General features: G+C 41.4%; 17 protein-coding genes. 7 read left to right on the top strand and 10 right to left on the bottom strand.

The window, feature by feature from the left end; all coding sequences use genetic code 11:
- The first annotated feature begins 1 nt into the window (after position 1).
- Positions 2–1,636 (top strand): amidohydrolase, encoded by a 1,635-nt coding sequence (locus tag BST86_RS09095; protein WP_105982994.1) that lies wholly within the window; start codon positions 2–4, stop codon positions 1,634–1,636.
- Here the strand turns inward: BST86_RS09095 and BST86_RS09090 are convergent.
- The 9 genes from BST86_RS09090 to BST86_RS09050 all read right to left on the bottom strand — a co-directional run bounded on the left by BST86_RS09090 (position 1,630) and on the right by BST86_RS09050 (position 8,145).
- Positions 1,630–2,067: a YkvA family protein gene (locus BST86_RS09090; RefSeq protein ID WP_105982993.1), complete on the bottom strand. Its 438-nt coding sequence runs from the start codon at positions 2,065–2,067 to the stop codon at positions 1,630–1,632. The two genes, BST86_RS09095 and BST86_RS09090, sit on opposite strands and share 7 nt — an antisense overlap.
- A complete protein-coding gene (locus BST86_RS09085) occupies positions 2,064–2,480 on the bottom strand; it encodes a VOC family protein (protein ID WP_105982992.1) in 417 nt (138 codons plus the stop codon). The genes BST86_RS09090 and BST86_RS09085 overlap by 4 nt, the downstream gene beginning before the upstream one ends.
- A 63-nt stretch (positions 2,481–2,543) precedes the next feature.
- Positions 2,544–3,086: a ClpP family protease gene (locus BST86_RS09080; protein ID WP_105982991.1), complete on the bottom strand. Its 543-nt coding sequence runs from the start codon at positions 3,084–3,086 to the stop codon at positions 2,544–2,546.
- Positions 3,087–3,144: 58 nt separating this feature from the next.
- On the bottom strand, positions 3,145–4,167 hold the full coding sequence (locus BST86_RS09075) for an AI-2E family transporter (protein WP_105982990.1): 1,023 nt from the start codon (positions 4,165–4,167) through the stop codon (positions 3,145–3,147).
- Between the two features lies 1 nt (position 4,168).
- Entirely contained in the window at positions 4,169–4,408 is a 240-nt protein-coding gene (locus BST86_RS09070) for a Rho termination factor N-terminal domain-containing protein (protein ID WP_055413562.1), read from the bottom strand.
- Positions 4,409–4,449: 41 nt separating this feature from the next.
- Positions 4,450–5,286 (bottom strand): alpha/beta fold hydrolase, encoded by an 837-nt coding sequence (locus tag BST86_RS09065; RefSeq protein WP_242446498.1) that lies wholly within the window; start codon positions 5,284–5,286, stop codon positions 4,450–4,452.
- Between the two features lie 9 nt (positions 5,287–5,295).
- A complete protein-coding gene (locus BST86_RS09060; protein ID WP_055413561.1) occupies positions 5,296–5,841 on the bottom strand; it encodes a hypothetical protein in 546 nt (181 codons plus the stop codon).
- A 121-nt stretch (positions 5,842–5,962) separates the two neighbouring features.
- A complete protein-coding gene (locus BST86_RS09055) occupies positions 5,963–7,483 on the bottom strand; it encodes a helicase HerA-like domain-containing protein (protein WP_105982989.1) in 1,521 nt (506 codons plus the stop codon).
- Positions 7,484–7,566: 83 nt separating this feature from the next.
- On the bottom strand, positions 7,567–8,145 hold the full coding sequence (locus BST86_RS09050) for a hypothetical protein (protein WP_146126744.1): 579 nt from the start codon (positions 8,143–8,145) through the stop codon (positions 7,567–7,569).
- A gap of 277 nt (positions 8,146–8,422) precedes the next feature.
- Between BST86_RS09050 and BST86_RS09045 the strand changes: the two genes are divergently transcribed.
- A complete protein-coding gene (locus BST86_RS09045; protein ID WP_105982987.1) occupies positions 8,423–9,052 on the top strand; it encodes a 7-carboxy-7-deazaguanine synthase QueE in 630 nt (209 codons plus the stop codon).
- On the opposite strand, the gene BST86_RS09040 is transcribed toward BST86_RS09045, so the two are convergent.
- Positions 9,049–9,588 carry a DUF2911 domain-containing protein gene (locus tag BST86_RS09040; protein WP_105983985.1) on the bottom strand — a complete coding sequence of 180 codons (540 nt, stop codon included), beginning with the start codon at positions 9,586–9,588 and terminating at the stop codon, positions 9,049–9,051. The genes BST86_RS09045 and BST86_RS09040 overlap by 4 nt on opposite strands.
- Positions 9,589–9,752: 164 nt before the next feature.
- On the opposite strand from BST86_RS09040, the gene gyrB reads away from it, so the two are divergent.
- The 5 genes from gyrB to BST86_RS09015 all read left to right on the top strand — a co-directional run bounded on the left by gyrB (position 9,753) and on the right by BST86_RS09015 (position 17,789).
- A complete protein-coding gene (gyrB, locus tag BST86_RS09035; RefSeq protein ID WP_105982986.1) occupies positions 9,753–11,690 on the top strand; it encodes a DNA topoisomerase (ATP-hydrolyzing) subunit B in 1,938 nt (645 codons plus the stop codon).
- Positions 11,691–11,777: 87 nt separating this feature from the next.
- Entirely contained in the window at positions 11,778–12,860 is a 1,083-nt protein-coding gene (locus BST86_RS09030) for a DUF6588 family protein (RefSeq protein ID WP_105982985.1), read from the top strand.
- A 146-nt stretch (positions 12,861–13,006) separates the two neighbouring features.
- Entirely contained in the window at positions 13,007–13,927 is a 921-nt protein-coding gene (gene mdh, locus BST86_RS09025; protein WP_055413555.1) for a malate dehydrogenase, read from the top strand.
- A 261-nt stretch (positions 13,928–14,188) separates the two neighbouring features.
- Positions 14,189–17,254 (top strand): protein translocase subunit SecDF, encoded by a 3,066-nt coding sequence (gene secDF, locus BST86_RS09020; protein WP_105982984.1) that lies wholly within the window; start codon positions 14,189–14,191, stop codon positions 17,252–17,254.
- A gap of 244 nt (positions 17,255–17,498) precedes the next feature.
- Entirely contained in the window at positions 17,499–17,789 is a 291-nt protein-coding gene (locus BST86_RS09015; RefSeq protein ID WP_105982983.1) for a Bor family protein, read from the top strand.
- The last annotated feature ends 176 nt before the right edge of the window (positions 17,790–17,965 follow it).

Below are 17,965 nucleotides of genomic sequence, written 5' to 3'. Positions count from 1 at the left end.
CATGAAAAGAATCTTCTTCCTCTTAATAGTTCTAGTGCTGGTATCCTGCAGAAATGAAAATGCAGATAATTATGTCGATGCCATTTATACCAATGGTAATATCTATACTGTCGATGACGCATTCAGCGTGGCGACGGCTATGGCAGTAAAAGACGGTAAAGTCTTTGCTATCGGAACTCAAGATGAAATCGATGCTCTTAATTTGAAGTCAGATAGCATTATAGATCTAGAGGGTCAATATGTATATCCAGGGTTGATTGACGCGCATTGTCATTTTTACAGATTTGGTGAGCAATTGCAGCAAGTAGACCTGGTCGGGACGACCAGTTATCAGGAAGTACTGGATAAGGTAAAAGCCTTTCAAGACAAAAACAATAAAAGCTACATCATAGGTCGTGGTTGGGATCAAAACGATTGGGATGTCAAGGAATATCCCACAAAGGCAGAATTGACTGAACTTTTCCCCAACACACCTGTAGCTCTTACCCGTATTGATGGACATGCGATGATTGTAAATCAAGCAGCGCTTGATCTAGCAGGTATTGATGAGCAAACGGCTTTTTCAGGTGGTGATATTGAGCAAATCAATGGACAGCTTACTGGAATATTGGTGGACAATCCCATGGAATTGATAGAAAAAACTTTTCCTGCCGCAAGCCGTGAAGCCGATATCGAAGCGTTGATGGATGCTCAGGAAATCAACTTCAGCTATGGGCTGACAACGGTAGATGACGCTGGTTTGAATCGCAACACCATTGAATTGATCGATAGCCTACAACAGGCTGGATCTTTAAAAATGAAGATTTATGCTATGGTGAGCAACACACCAGAAAACCTAGATTACTATCTGGATAAAGGCATTATCAAAACCGACCGATTGAATGTTAGATCTATCAAGTTTTACGCAGATGGTGCTCTAGGATCTCGTGGTGCCGCGATGAAAGAAGAATATTCTGACCGTGAAAACCATTTTGGAGCACTCCTTAGTAGTGTGGAAGATTTCAAAAAAACAGCAGAGCGTATTGCCGCGACAGACTATCAAATGAACACACACGCCATAGGCGATAGTGCCAATGTTGTTGTTCTTAAGACGTACCGTGAATTACTCAATGATATGCCAGACAGAAGATGGCGTGTGGAGCACGCGCAAATCATTAGTCCAGCAGATTTTGAATATTTTGATCGCGATAGGATTTTACCATCGGTACAACCTACTCATGCCACAAGTGATATGTACTGGGCTCAGGATCGAGTAGGTGCAGAGCGCATTAAAGGTGCCTATGCCTATCAAAAATTGTTGGATCAGTCAGGAATGCTCGCTTTGGGAACTGATTATCCTGTAGAACAGGTCAATCCTTTTTTAACTTTTTATGCCGCAGTTGCCAGACAGGACACCACTGGTTATCCTGAAGGTGGTTTTAATCCGCAGGATGCTATCTCTCGAGAAGATGCTTTGCGAGGCATGACTATCTGGGCAGCTTATTCCAATTTTGAAGAAGAGGAAAAAGGAAGTCTGGAAAAAGGAAAATCGGCAGATTTCATGATTCTTAAGGAAGACCTCATGAACATGCCGATTCAAAATGTGCCCAACCTTAAAGTAGTTGGAACTTATATCAATGGTGAAAAGGTTTATTGAGCCTCTTCTATTTTGTCAATTTCATCCGGAGTCGTGTGATCTTGGGATATTTTCCAGTCTAGATAACGGTGTAGGTCTGAATCTATCCAGCCCACAACAATTGTCAGTACGGTAATGTCATCTATATAACCCAACCCAGGAATAAAATCTGGAATAAGGTCATAGGGACTAATTACGTACAGCAAAGAACCACCTATGGCAGCAATAGTAAACCATGGTACTGCAGTATAAACACCTTTACGGTAATCCTTGATCATCATCATCATAACATCGACGAGTTTGTAATACTTTTTAAGCATTTTGACCGTCGACATAAGAAAGGACAGTTTTCCTTCTCTTTTGATCACCTCGTCCACATCTTCTGTGGTGGTTTCATTAGTTTTTTCCAGCACATAGTCTTGGTCTGGTGTAAAAAAATCTTTCAGATTCATGTTGCAAAAATTTGGTTGAAATCCTTGAACGATTTGAATTCCAGCGCATTTCCGCTAGGATCTTTGAAGAACATCGTGGCCTGCTCGCCCGGTAATCCTTCAAATCGTATGTAGGGCTCGATTATAAATTCGATGTTTTTGTTTTGTAACGCTTTCGCGAAAGCGTGGAAATCATCCCATTCCAGTACCACACCAAAATGAGGAACTGGTACAGACTTTCCATCTACAGCGTTGGAAACCTCTGGTGCAATATTGTCGCTCACGTGAATGACGAGTTGGTGGCCAAAGAAGTCAAAGTCCACCCAATGGTCACTACTGCGGCCTTCTTTCATGCCCAAGGTGTCACGGTAAAATGCTCTGGTGGTAGTGATTTCCCTCACGGGAATCGCTAGGTGAAATGGTGTTAGACTCATGTTCTAAATGTATAAAAAAAGCCGTCCTTGTAAGAAACGGCTTAGGTTAATGTATTCTCAATATTAGAGGATGCCATCCACGATGCCGTACTCAACGGCCTCGTCTGCGCCCATCCAATAATCACGGTTAAAGTCCTTCATCACCTTTTCAAAGCTTTGTCCACAATTATCTGCTAGGATTCGTGCGCTAAGTTCCTTGGTTTTGAGGATCTCTGTAGCTGTGATTTCAAGGTCTGCACCGGTACCACGAGCGCCGCCACTAGGTTGGTGAATCATCACACGGCCGTGTTTTTGTATAAATCTTTTTCCTTTGGCACCACCAGAAAGTAGAATACTTCCCATTGAAGCTGCCAGACCACTACAAACAGTACTTACTGGGCTGCTTATTTGTTGCATGGTGTCATAGATGGAAAAACCAGCAGTGACATAACCGCCTGGACTGTTGATTACAAAAGTGATTTCTTCATTACTTAAGGAATCCAGATACAATAGTCTGTCAACACAGTGTCTCGCGGTACGGTCATCTACCATTCCCCAAATGAACAACTTGCGTTGCTCAATGAATTTTTCATCTATTTTATCCTGGAGTTTTATCGCTTTACTCATTCAATTTTTGTTTGGTATAAAAATAAGAAAATATAGGTTGGCAGCTGTTGTAATGATCTTAAATGGTTTCATCTCGGTCACCATATTCATTCTTGTAGATTTTAATCAAAAGTAAAAACAAGCTTATCAATAAAGGACCAAAAATAAGTCCTATAAATCCAAATAATGGAACACCTATCACCACACCGATTAAGGTAATCAAAGGATGAATATCAGCTAGCTTTTTTTGAACGATGAGTCTAAATAGATTGTCTGTAGAGCCCACTACCACAGCACCGTAAATTAGAACACCTATGGCAGCTTCTGTATTTCCTTGAGCCAATAGCAATATGACTACTGGACCTATACCTAAGGCAGTCCCAACAAAAGGGATCATACTACCTATCACTGTAACCCCAAACCAGAAAAATGGATTCTCCACTCCAAATATGTAATATCCAATCAAAGCTACAGCACCTTGCATAATGGCTACTAGTGGTATGGCAATGGCGTTGGATTTTACCAGATCAATACTTTCCTTGCCTATAGCTTCTATGTTTTTCTTTTTGAGTGGCAGATATCTTAGGGTAGCGTTTTGCCATGTTTTCCTTTCAACTAGCATATAATATAAAATGAAGAACATAACACCTACCGCAATAAATATGGTCAAACTGGAGCTGGCAAAGTTGCTAAACACGTAAGAAAGCGTACTTTTTACTTGATCTCCATTTATGGCTGGAATCACATCAAAACCAACATATTCTTCAATCTGCACGATTTGAGCCTTGATTTGTTCTGTAATTTTATCACTGTTTGCGAGCGCATCTTTGATCTGCGAGGTAAACATCAAAGCCAATCCTGCAATAGGTAATAGGATGACGATAATACTCACTACGAGTAATAATGTTGCTGCTATCCACGGTTTCCATCCTTTTTTTTCAAAGAATCGTTGCGCAGGAACGAGTAAGACATAAAGAGTTACGGCGGCAAGTACACCACCTAAATAGGGCAACATCTCATAAATAATTAACACTGCTGCCATCAGGAGTGTTAACACTACAAAAATCTGTCTTATGATGCTGGCTGGTATTTTTTTGTTCATTCTAGTTGTTCCGTAGGGCTTCTATAAGTTCTTGCTTATTCATTTTGGAACGCCCATCGATACCTACTTTCTTGGCTTGTTGGTATAGATCTTCTTTGGTTCGATCCTCGTATTTCTTGGCTTCACCACCTTTTTCTCCGCTATCAGGCGTGTTGGCGATACGTGCCGCTTTTTCTTGAGAGTAGCCTTTATCTCTTAAGGCTTCATACTGGTCTTCGTTTTTGATGCTAGGTCTGCCCATCTTTTTATTTTAAAGATACTGTGAACCTTGAGCTATTTTTCCTATAAAAAGGCTAAGATTTGATCAACGACTTCTGGAGTATGCAGACTGTGGCCACCAGTTTTGGAAGTGTAAGTGGATGCATTTTTCAATCTAGAGGCAATAGATGGCATACTTTCATAACTTACAATCGCGTCCTGCTTACTATGAATAAGAAGCACTTGTGCATTAATATCTTGCACAAAATCTGCAGAATTAAACTCTGAAATATGGAAACCATACGTTTTGAGCAATAAGTCATCAATGGCTTGATAGACCTTATTGTTGAATCCAGTCAATTTTTGATATCCATTCATAATCTTGTCAAAGCGATCTGGACCACCCAACAAAATAATTTTTTCTATAAAATCATGAGGATGTTGAGACTCTTGATAAATTGTCGCCATGGCACCAACACTATGGGCGATGATGATTTCTGGCTGGTATAGTTCTATGACCTTTTTAATTTCTCTAGAATATTTCACAGCTGTAAAGTCTGTGCCACTTGACGCACCATGGGCCGGCGCATCTATAGAAATGATATTATAATCTAGTTCACGCAATGGATCAATCAAGTACTTCCATCGCCAAGAATTGGATTCCCAACCATGGATCAGTAAGATGGTTTTCCCTTGACCTTTCCAATGGTACAGTTGTACAAAGCCCTCTTCTGTAATCAGTTTTTGTTTTCTTGCCGTGTTTAAAAATTCGTTTTGGAACGGCTGTATTTTTCCTGCTCGTGGATGGCTAAACACGTGCAACGCCTTTTTTCCAGCTTTCTCTTGAGAGAACAACGAGATGAGGTTAAAATAAAAGCCGTACAGTTTAGGTACGGCTTTGTTTAAAAAACTTTTAAGCATAATATGAGATTACCAACTTATGAAAACGTACTCTGGTTTTGCGGTATCAGGAATCATCGTTTTCTCAATTGTTGCGCTTACGTCATAAGTGACTTCCGCAGGTAATTCTTCCTTGTCGATTGTGAAATAAAAATTTTGTTCGTCTACCCAGATCACGGCGCTGTTGATCATGTTGTCAATACTGCTCACTTTGTAGGTGTCGCTAATGGTTTTAAAATCGCTGTCGATGCTTATACCTTCTGCAGTGACATATCTATTGTCTCTTACTCTAATATTTTCAATAGTTGAGGTGCTATCAGATTCATAAGGCGTTAATGACAATAAATGCTTGCCACCTTTTTCATAGATCTCAATAACGTTGGGACCATTGGCATATTCATCGTCTTGAACAGGATTTACAATGCTGTCCATTGCAAAAAGGCTGTCGATTTGATACACCATAGCATCTTTGGTCAACATTCCTATGCGGTCCTTGTTCCATTCAAATGGGTCCTGTTCTTCCGCGCAACTGGCTAGAACGGTAATGGTAACTAGTATAAAAAGTAACTTTTTCATATAAAATTTTAAGGTTGTAAAATTACGTTGACTGTTGGGACTAGCCAATTATAAAATGGTTTGTTTAAGGCAAAAGATTTGGAGAGTTTCGCTTTCGCGAAAGCGGAATATTCTACCACCATTACTTCAACGCCTTACCTAGAATTCCCATCACGCCACGAATGAAGGTAGCGCTGGTGAGCACTTTGATAATGGGGTTTTGTCGAGTGCTTCTTCTGCCTGATGAGCTTGAACTGGAAGTTCTGGCACGTTCTTTTTGAGCCTTTTCCTTGATCTCATCCTCGTGGGCTTGATCCATTTTTTCCTGAAGCATTTCCTCGGCGCTCTCGCGGTTGATGGACTCATTGTATTTGTCTGTCAATTCAGAGTCTGCAATGAGGTCGTCCAGTTCACGATTTGTCAAAACGTCCATGCGACTTTCTGGTGCACGTAGCAGTGTTGCCGCTAGCGGGCTAGGTCGTCCTTTCTCATCCAGAGCAGATATCAAGGCTTCACCTATTCCTAGTGAGGTCAATACTTCTGCAGTGTCATAATATTCTGTGATGGGATAGTTTTGTGCCGTGAGTTTGATGGCTTTGCGATCTTTGGCAGTAAAGGCACGCAAGGCATGCTGCACCTTGAGACCCAACTGGCTCAAGACGCCTTCTGGTATATCGGTAGGGTTTTGAGTAACAAAATATAGACCGATGCCTTTTGAGCGAATCAGTTTTACGATACTTTCAATCTGATCCAGTAATGCCTTGCTGGCATTGTCAAAAATCAAATGTGCTTCATCAATAAATAAAACCAATTCAGGACGGTCGCTGTCACCTTGCTCTGGGAACGTGCTGTAGATTTCGGCAAGTAGGCTTAACATAAAGGTCGAGAATAATTTAGGCCGGTCCTGAATGTCTGTGAGGCGTATGACGTTGACATAGCCGTCACCATTCTTATCCTTGCGTACCAAGTCTTTCACTTCAAAACTGCGCTCGCCAAAAAACAATTCGGCGCCCTGTTGTTCCAGCTCGACTAGTTTACGCATGATCGCACCAGTAGATGAGGTTGATATGCGTCCATATTCTGCCTGGAATTCGTCCTTACCGGCACCCGTTGCAAATTGAAGCACCTTTTTTAGATCTCTAAGATCCAGTAATGGCAATTTGTTGTCATCACAATATTTAAATACAACGCTTATGATTCCGGCTTGTGTTTCTGTCACATCCAGAATTCTAGATAGCAATACTGGGCCGAACTCGCTCACCGTGGCTCTCATGCGCACACCATCCTGTTCAGAAATGGTCATAATTTCTGTTGGGCTGGCTCTCTTTTTAAAGTCCAAGCCTATGGTCGCGTGGCGTTCGTCAATCTTCGGGTGGCCATCGCTAGCGGCAGCGATACCAGAAAGATCACCTTTAATATCCATCAATAATGATGGCACTCCTTGCTGCGATAATTGCTCTGCAATGATTTGTAAAGTTTTGGTTTTACCAGTTCCAGTTGCACCAGCGATCAAACCATGGCGGTTCATGGTTTTTAAAGGGATTTTTACATGTGCTCCTGTGATGGCGGTTCCATCCAGCATCGCGGCTCCCATGATGATGCTATCACCTTTGGGACTATAACCTTCTTCAATGCTTTTTACAAAATCTACTTTTCTGGACATAGGTAAAGCTTTGAAACAAAAGTAAAAGAAAAAAGAGCCTGTTTAAAGGCTCTTTTTTCTTGAATGGTAAATGTGGAACAGATTTACAGTTTGATAATACCGATATTTACAAAATCACCGATTAGGTCTGCATTAGTCGGGTTGGATAAATAATATTGAACTTCAATAATGTCACCTGCATTATAATAATTTTGAAATACTCCAGAGGTTCCCCAATATTGATCTCCTGATGGTATACGTGCATAACCTCTAGATAAGTACCCATTCCTACCTCCATTTTTAAAAACCGCGAGGATATATTTGTTATCACCAGCTTTAAAATTTCTAACCGAAACTCCAGCAGATATTTGGTATACTCCGGCTTTCTTTACTTGAATTCTACCATCTGAAAGGACTTCAAACACATCTGTATCTATTGATTCAATGTCAGATGCTGTCGCACCTACAGGAATGTTTTGAAAAGTGCTATTCCCTTTCAGGCTTATATTTCCGTTGATGTTTCTGTATAGGGTTACGTTAGGAATGACCGTAGCGTTTGGTTTTGTAGTATCAAATAGAACCCATTTGGACCCATCATAAAGAGCTAATGAATCAAAATCTAAGAAAAAGGCAATAGAGCCTTCTAACGGATTGGTAATTAATGCTGCCTGAGCAGAAGTCATTCTGGGTGGAACAAAAGTTCCAGTTGTACTGTCAATTTGTAGAACAGAGGACGGATCTGGATTTACAGTGTTAATTCCTACTTGGCAAAATGATAGAAGGCTAAACAGAGATATGAAAAAAAATAGCAGTTTACTTTTCATCGGTTTATTAATTGTTTGCGTCGAACAAACATAATTGATTTTGTCGGTTTGCTTTTTAACTTATGTTAATCACAGATGAATTACTTTAGGCTTGAAGGTTTTTTCTGAACAGCTAATGAATTATTTTTGCAGCCGCATGAAAGACACGATTGAAAATAAGGTAGATGCTGGGGTAATGTTGCCACTTATGGAAGAATTCTACACCATTCAAGGTGAAGGATTCCATACAGGTACGGCAGCATATTTTATAAGAATAGGTGGCTGTGACGTTGGTTGCCACTGGTGCGATGTAAAGGAAAGCTGGAATGCCGAAACGCATCCACCTACAGCCATCGAGCACATTGTGGAAAATGCAGATAAATGGAGCAAGACTATTGTGATCACTGGCGGCGAGCCGCTCACTTGGAACATGCAACCGTTGACCAATGCGCTTAAGGATCGTGGCATGACGGTGCATATCGAGACCAGTGGTGCATATCCATTGACGGGAACCTGGGACTGGATTTGCCTATCTCCCAAAAAGGTGAAAATGCCCGTTCCAGAAATCTATAAAGAAGCAAACGAGCTTAAGGTAATTGTGTATAACAAGAATGATTTCGCTTTCGCGAAAGCGGAATCTCAAAAAGTAACTTCTTCATGTCAATTATTCCTGCAGCCAGAATGGTCCGTGCGGGAAAAAATGATCCCATTGATCACGGAATTTGTCATGGAAAACCCAGAATGGCGCGTGTCTCTACAAACGCACAAATATTTAAATATTCCCTAGTTAGCGGCCACGTCAAAGTGTAGACTGGCGATGCGATCGTCCCAACCCATAAAGATGGTGCCGCCGTCAATCTCATCAATAATCCTGATGGAGAAATTCTCAATGGTTTCTGGAGCTGGCGATACCTTCATGTCGGTCGTGAAAATATCATATTGATTGTCATATCTCGTTCCCCATTGGGTAGTCTGACTGTTCAAGATAAATTTCCAGTTCTCTTCTCCTGGAATTGTGAAAATACTGTAGGTGCCTGCCTCGACAAGTTCATCATTAATGGTCACATCTTTGTAAAAAGTAATTTCAGTAGCTTCATTGGCTCCGGTTCTCCATACCTGACCGTAGGGAACCAACTCGCCAAAAACGACTCTATCGCGCTTTGCTGGCCTGCTGTAAATAATGCGGGCAATCGCTGCCTGATCATCACCTCGATACATCACTACATCCAGCGGACTTTTGTCCAAGCCGGAAAAGGCGAGGTCCTGAGAATTTGATAATTGACTAAGAAACAATAGGCTGAAAAGCAGAATGAAATATTTCATAATGAGGTCGTTTTTATCACAACCAAAATTCATCAATAATATTGCCGTCCGTTATTAATAATTTGTTAATAACTTAAGCAGTCGAATAGCGCCTAACAACCTATAAACACTAATGGTTCACTATATTTGTTTATTACGCATTATAGCAAAATTTACTAGGATTTATGAGCGAGGATAACAAGAAAAATTACGGTGCCGATCAGATTCAGGCGCTTGAAGGAATGGAGCACGTGCGCATGCGTCCATCCATGTATATTGGAGATGTGGGAACCCGTGGTTTGCACCACTTGGTTTATGAAGTAGTCGATAACTCTATTGATGAGGCGCTAGCCGGTCATTGTGATAATATCGAGGTAATTATAAATGAGAATAACAGCATCACGGTAACTGATGATGGTCGTGGTATCCCAGTAGATATCCACAAGAAAGAAGGAGTTTCTGCACTACAAGTGGTAATGACTAAAATTGGTGCTGGAGGTAAATTTGACAAAGACTCTTATAAAGTTTCTGGTGGCTTGCACGGTGTAGGTGTAAGTTGTGTGAACGCACTTTCTGATCACTTGAAAGCAACCGTTTATCGCGATGGAAAAATTTACGAACAGGAATACGAGCGCGGTAAGGCGATGTATCCTGTTAGAGAAGTAGGAACTACAGATAAAAGAGGTACGGTAATCACCTTCTTGCCAGATCGCAGCATCTTCCAACAAACCACGGAATATAACTACATCACTCTTGCAAACAGACTGCGTGAGCTATCCTTTTTAAATAAAGGAATTCGCATCGTTCTGATTGATAGAAGAGTTAAGGATGAGAATGGAAACATCATTGAAGAAGTATTCCAGTCTGAAGAAGGATTGAAGGAATTTATCCGCTTCCTAGACGATACACGCCAGCCTATTATTGCAGACGTGATCTCTATGGAAGGTGAAAAGAATGACATTCCAGTTGAGGTAGCCATGATCTACAACGACAGTTATTCTGAAAACCTACATTCTTATGTCAATAACATCAATACCCATGAAGGTGGTACGCACCTAAGCGGTTTCCGTCGTGGATTGACAACAACACTCAAGAAATATGCTGACGCCTCAGGTCTATTGGACAAACTGAAGTTTGATGTTTCAGGAGATGACTTTAGAGAAGGTTTGACAGCGATTATTTCTGTGAAGGTTCAAGAACCTCAATTTGAAGGTCAGACGAAAACGAAATTGGGTAACCGTGAGGTCACTAGTGCAGTTTCTCAAGCGGTTTCCACCATGTTGGAAGACTATCTTGAAGAAAACCCAGCTGACGCCAAAACTATTGTCCAAAAGGTGATTCTTGCCGCAACCGCCAGGCACGCAGCTCGCAAGGCCCGTGAAATGGTACAGCGCAAGACAGTCATGAGTGGTGGTGGATTGCCAGGAAAGCTTTCTGACTGTTCAGAAACTGATCCAGAAATCTGCGAGGTATTTCTAGTTGAAGGTGACTCCGCAGGTGGAACGGCAAAAATGGGTCGCGACCGTAATTTTCAAGCTATCATGCCATTGCGTGGTAAAATCTTGAACGTGGAAAAAGCGATGCAACACAAGGTCTTTGAAAATGAAGAGATCCGTAATATTTATACAGCATTAGGAGTTACCATTGGAACTGAGGAAGATTCCAAAGCGTTGAACCTGGACAAACTACGTTACCACAAGGTAGTCATCATGTGTGATGCAGATATTGATGGTTCGCACATTGCAACATTGATCTTGACCTTCTTCTTTAGATACATGAGAGAATTGGTAGAGAAAGGATACGTCTATATCGCCACGCCTCCATTGTATCTTCTTAAAAAAGGAAACAAAAAACGATACGCATGGTCCAATAAAGAGCGTGATGAAATCAATGAAGAATTTGGTGGATCTGCTGCCATACAGCGTTACAAAGGTCTAGGAGAAATGAATGCAGATCAATTATGGGATACGACCATGAATCCTGAATTCAGAACCCTTAGACAAATCACCATTGAAAACTTGCCAGAAGCAGATAGAGTTTTCTCCATGCTTATGGGTGATGAGGTACCGCCACGACGTGAGTTTATTGAAAAGAACGCTATTTATGCCAACATCGACGCATAACATCCAGCTTATTTAAAAAGTAAAAATCCTGACTCTAAACTAGAGTCAGGATTTTTTCGTTTATGAAATAACCCTCAAGCCACCACTATGAAAAAATATATTGTTGCCCTAACAATCTTATTGACATCAACGTATTCCAACGCACAGGATGGACTTTCTGAAGTTCTTGCTGCTGGACTGGACGCAGCAACCTCATTTACCAACTCTTATGCAGAACCAGCTGCCAAAGCCTTTTCCTATAATCTATCTGCTGGATGGTATGATGACGCTCGAGCCTTGCCAAAAGGAAAATTCAATGTCACTTTAAGAGCGCAGGCTACTTTTTCTAGTGACGATGAAAAATCTTTCCTATTAGATCCTGCCGTGTATGAAGGACTGATTCAAAATTCGTACGACAATACTAACAGTCCACCTGCAAATATTCGTGTCACTTTTGGTGATGGCAGCATTACGCCACGATTGATTGCTACTGCTTTAGGAGAGAATGATCCATCTCAGTCACTGGTGGTTATTTCTACAGATCGCACCACGGGCATTGAAACCAGCCGGTCGGTTATTGAATTACCGCAAGGATTGGGCAATGCTGGAGTGGACGTGGTACCATCGGCTTTTTTACAGGCTGGATATGGATTGGGCGCTGGACTGGAATTGAAGGCCAGATTTGTACCTAAAATACAGATCGACGAGGCAGAAATCGCCATATACGGTGGTGCTGTACAGTGGCAGTTGACAGAAGTTTTGGACAAAAATGATGTGCTGCCGGTGGAGGTTTCTGTTTTGGCAGGTTACAGCATATTGGATGCCCTGTATGATTTTGAGGATGGCGCCGTGGTCGATGGCTTGGACCAGCGACTGGAAACAAAATCGGGTAGCTTTACATTATCATTAATTGCAGGAACAGACTTTAAAGTGCTCAATTTTTATGGTGGACTCAATTACAACGCTGGCACCACACAGACAGATTTGCTGGGAACGTACACCGTTCGCAATTCGGGCAGTATCTTCCCGGTATCCCAAACTTTTGAAGATCCCATAACGGTAAAAACGGACGTGAGCTCCATGCTGGGCACGGTCGGGACTAAGCTTACATTAGGTTTTTTCCAGGTCGACGCGAGCTACACACTGGGCGCGTTTGATACGGTCAACGGTGCTATTGCCTTCAAATTTTAGCAGTTACCTCAAAAATTTATGGGTAAGACCGACGCAACCTTTGAGATAGATTTAATTATTAATAAATACGATTTCAATATCTTTAAGGCTTAAAAGAAATTCGCTTTCGCGAAAGCGAGATAATTAATCATCAATAAACACATTTTATGAAAGTTACCGTAGTAGGAGCAGGCGCAGTAGGCGCGAGTTGTGCAGAATATATCGCCATCAAGAATTTTGCTAGCGAAGTTGTTTTGCTGGATATCAAAGAAGGTTTTGCCGAAGGTAAAGCGATGGACCTGATGCAAACCGCATCACTTAATGGTTTTGACACTAAGATTACTGGTGTGACCAACGATTATTCCAAGACTGCAGGTAGCCATATTGCCGTCATCACTTCAGGAATACCGCGCAAGCCTGGTATGACCCGTGAAGAGTTGATAGGAATCAATGCTGGGATCGTGAAATCGGTTTCTGAGAGTATCGTAAAGGAATCACCAGACGTGATTTTGATCGTGGTTTCCAACCCGATGGATACCATGACTTATCTGGCACATCAATCTACAGGATTACCTAAAAATCGCATCATAGGAATGGGCGGCGCACTGGATAGTGCCCGTTTCAAATACAGACTGGCAGAAGCTCTTGAAGCTCCTATTTCTGACGTTGATGGAATGGTGATAGGTGGTCACAGTGATACGGGTATGGTGCCATTGACCAGACTTGCGACACGCAACAGTGTCCCGGCAAGTGAGTTCTTAAGTGAAGACCGCTTGAATCAAGTTATGGAAGACACTAAAGTAGGTGGAGCTACATTGACTAAATTATTGGGAACAAGCGCATGGTACGCACCAGGTGCCGCAGTTTCTGGACTGGTACAAGCGATTGCCTGTGACCAGAAGAAGATTTTCCCATGTAGTACGTTGCTAGATGGTGAGTACGGTTTGTCTGATCTTTGTATAGGTGTTCCAGTGGTATTGGGCGCTAATGGTATTGAGAAGATCGTGGAGATCGACCTATCAGACGAAGAAAAAGAACACCTGCACAAGAGTGCCGAAGGTGTGAAGGCGACCAACGCATTGTTGTAAAGACCTTTCCTTAAATAATTGAAACCGCTCATTTTGGGCGGTTTTTTTATGTCCAGATTTGAGCGACGGTAATATGAAAGTTGTTACTAGCTGGGATTGTGGAATGTACGCTTTCGCGAAAGCGATGACCACACAAGCCTACAAATAAATTTTAAAACGTTGTTTTCCAGTAGGGTTGCGATTTAAATTTTAATTGCTAGAAGATGCTCGAAAGCCTATATTTGCTCGTTCAAATTTTAACAACAATTAAAGATTTAAAGAATGCAAAATAAAGGACTGATCAGATTCTTTGCGATCATTTTTGCAATTGTGAGTATCTATCAACTTACGTACACTTTTATTACCAACAAAGTTGAGAATGATGCAGAGGCTTATGCTGAGAGAATCGTGGATGCAGACGCGCCTAATTCTTCATCGCTTATCGAGGAAGCTAGAAAGAGATATCTAGATTCTGTAGCGAGCAAGGACGTTTGGGGTGGCTACACCACGTATGCTGGTGCAAAGGATAATGAGCTTAAAAAAGGTCTGGACCTTAAAGGTGGTATCAATGTGATCCTTCAAATCTCTGTTCGTGACCTATTAATAGGTATGGCAGATGGTTCTACTGATGGAGACTTCCGTACCGCACTGGATCGTGCAGATGAGCGCATCAAGGATGGACAGCAAAGCTATTATGACTACTTCATTGAAGAGTTCAACGCTATAGATGGTGCACAGCTAGCTTCTCCAGATATTTTTGCCAATCAAGAAATGGAAGGCCGTATTGACTTTGATATGTCAAATGGTGATGTTGAGCCTATCTTGAGAGAAGAGCTACAGTCATACATGGTGAGTGCTTTTGATGTATTGAGAAAGCGTATCGATAAATTTGGTACGACTCAGCCTAACATCCAGCAGCTAGGAAACACGGGACGAATCCTGATCGAGATGCCTGGTGAAAGAGACATTAAGCGTGTTGAGCAGTTGCTTGTAGGTACGGCTTTGTTAGAATTCTGGCATGTGTATAAAGCTGGAGATTTAAATCCATATTTATATGCGGCAGACACTTACTGGGCAGATAAGATTGCCAGTGAAAAAGGTGATGTTGTTACAGATTCAACGGCTGTTGAGCAAGTAGCTGATACAATTGCTGTACAAGAAGAACAAGACAACTCTTTAGAGTCTCTTTTAAATGATAATGAGATTGATAGCGAAGACCCTATTGATGAACTTGATGAGGCACAATATGATGCCAACCCAATCCTTTCTAGAGTACTTGCTCCAGGACGACCTGATGGTCCTATCATCGCTACTTTTAGAGCAGCAGATCAAGAGTTGATCCAAGGCTACCTTGATGATCAACAAGCAAGAGCAAAATTAAATCCAGCACAACGCTATGTGAAATTTGCTTGGGGACGACCTGAGTTGAATGACGAGTTGGGTTATGAACTGATCGACCTTTATGCGATACGTTCCAATGCGCAAGGTGAGGCTCCACTTTCTGGTGGCGTTATTACTAATGCAAAGCAAGATTATGACATCAACGGTAAAGTAATCGTTAGTATGTCCATGAATAGTGAAGGTGCAAAAGTTTGGGAAGAAATGACCACCGAAGCCTTCCAAAACCAAACACAAGTTGCGGTTGTTCTTGACAACACGGTTTACAGTGCACCAGGAATCAACGATGGTCCTATCGCTGGCGGTAACAGCCAGATATCTGGAGACTTTAGTGTTGCAGAGGCAGAAGATCTTGCTACCGTTCTTAAAGCTGGTAAACTTCCTGCAAGGGCAGAAATTATCCAGAAAGAAATCATAGGCCCATCATTAGGTCAAGAAGCGATCAACGCTGGTTTATGGTCATTTGCTATTGCTTTGTTGTTGGTATTGGTATGGATGTTCTTCTATTATGGTAGAGCTGGATTGTATGCAGATATCGCATTGTTGGTCAACATTCTTTTCATCTTTGGTGCATTGGCATCCTTTGGTGCGGTATTGACCTTGCCTGGTATTGCGGGTATCGTATTGACCATAGGTATATCGGTAGATGCTAACGTACTGATCTTTGAAAGAATACGAGAAGAGCTGGCAAAAGGTAAATCACAGGCAGACTCCATCAAAGATGGTTTCAATAATGCCTTGAGTTCTATTCTAGATGCTAACATCACGACCTTCTTGACGGCAGCGATTCTTTACATCTTTGGTACTGGACCTATCCAAGGTTTTGCAACTACTTTGATGATAGGTATCCTGACATCATTGTTTACCGCGATCTTTATCACGAGATTATTTATTGACGGTTACGGTAAAAACGGTAAGTCACTAGCATTTACAACCAGCTTCACTAAAACCTGGTTTACCAACATCAATATCGATTTCCTTAAGAAAAGAAAGACCGCTTACATTGTTTCTGGATTCTTGATTATCGCGAGTATCATTTCTCTTGCGACCTTGCAGTTAAACTTTGGTATCGACTTTACAGGTGGTCGTAAGTACACGATACGTTTTGAGCAGGATATGAATGCGACTGAGGTAACCAGCATATTGAGCAGTCCAGAAGTATTTGGAAGTGCCGAAGCTAAAACTTATGGAGCAGAGAATCAGCTAGCAATCAGTACCAAGTATAAGATCGATGGCGAGGACAGTGAAGTAAGCGCAGAAATTGAGGAGAAGCTATTCAACTCCTTGAAGCAATTCTTCCCAGCAGACTTGACCCAAGAGGAATTTGCAGATGTAAGTGAAGTGGACAAGGATTATGGTATCATGTCTAACTTCCAGGTAGGACCTACTATTGCAGATGATATCTTGACAGGATCCCTTTATGCGATCTTTGGATCGTTGATCGTGGTATTCCTTTACATCTTGATACGTTTCCGTAGATGGCAATTCTCCTTAGGTGCGGTAGCGGCAGTATTCCATGATGTGATTATCGTATTGGGTGTATTCTCAGTGACTTATAAAATCATGCCATTTAACATGGAGATTGACCAGGCATTTATCGCTGCGATCCTGACGGTAATAGGTTACTCACTCAATGATACGGTGGTTGTGTTTGATAGAATTAGAGAGTTCATTGCAGAGAAGACTAATTGGGAATTCGGTCGTACCGTGAATGGTGCGATAAGCAGCACCATCTCTAGGACCTTGAATACTTCCTTGACCACGTTGATCGTACTATTGGCGATCTTCATCTTTGGTGGTGAATCTATTAGAGGTTTCATGTTTGCATTGATTATAGGTGTGGTTGTAGGTACGTACTCATCGGTATTCATCGCGACTCCTATCATGTATGACTCATTGAGAAAGACTAAAGACAGACCTAGAAAAGCAATTCCAGAGAAGGAAGCGTAATAGTCTAATTATAAATACATAAAGCCCGAACATCTTGTTCGGGCTTTTTTATGCGTTGATTACAGGTTTTGATGTGGTTCGCTTTCGCGAAAGCGAATTAAATTAAGCTATAATAAAATAAAGATTTAATCTTTTTATTTACTGGTCTAAAATTCTATTGGCACATTCATAAAAAAGTCAGAATAAAATTTTTAGGATTTCATTTAAGGGTCTATGTTTGACGACTAACTAAAATTAAATTAAAATGAAACAAACAAAACAATTTTTGGCACTCGTAGCTCTTGTAGTTTTATTATCATCCTGCTATGCCCAAACTATGGTAGTGGGTCAAGGTGCGCAAGGTAATACGACGGTTTCTCAATGGAATCACTACTTAATTGGTGGTCTTGCTCCTATCGATGTGAGTAAGCCAGAGGAGATGGCAGCGGGTAAAGAAGACTATACCGTAGAGACAAAACACTCTTTCGTAAATGGTCTGTTGAATGTGATAACTTTTGGTATCTATACACCTACAACTACAACAGTTAAATATTAATGCTTTTAAGAGTCCTTTTTTTTATACTAGTTTTTGTGATTCTTAGATCTGTTTACGTCTCAGTAAGACTGCTAAGTTTCAATGTTCAAAACCTAAATGATTACGGAATGGGCACTTTGATTGGGCATTTAATCTTAATTGCCGTTTTGACGCTGATTACAATTCTCTTGGGAAAA

Origin of the sequence: Nonlabens agnitus (assembly GCF_002994045.1) — a bacterium.
Taxonomy (GTDB): Bacteria; Bacteroidota; Bacteroidia; order Flavobacteriales; family Flavobacteriaceae; genus Nonlabens; species Nonlabens agnitus.
This window is presented reverse-complemented; position numbering and strand designations above follow the sequence as displayed.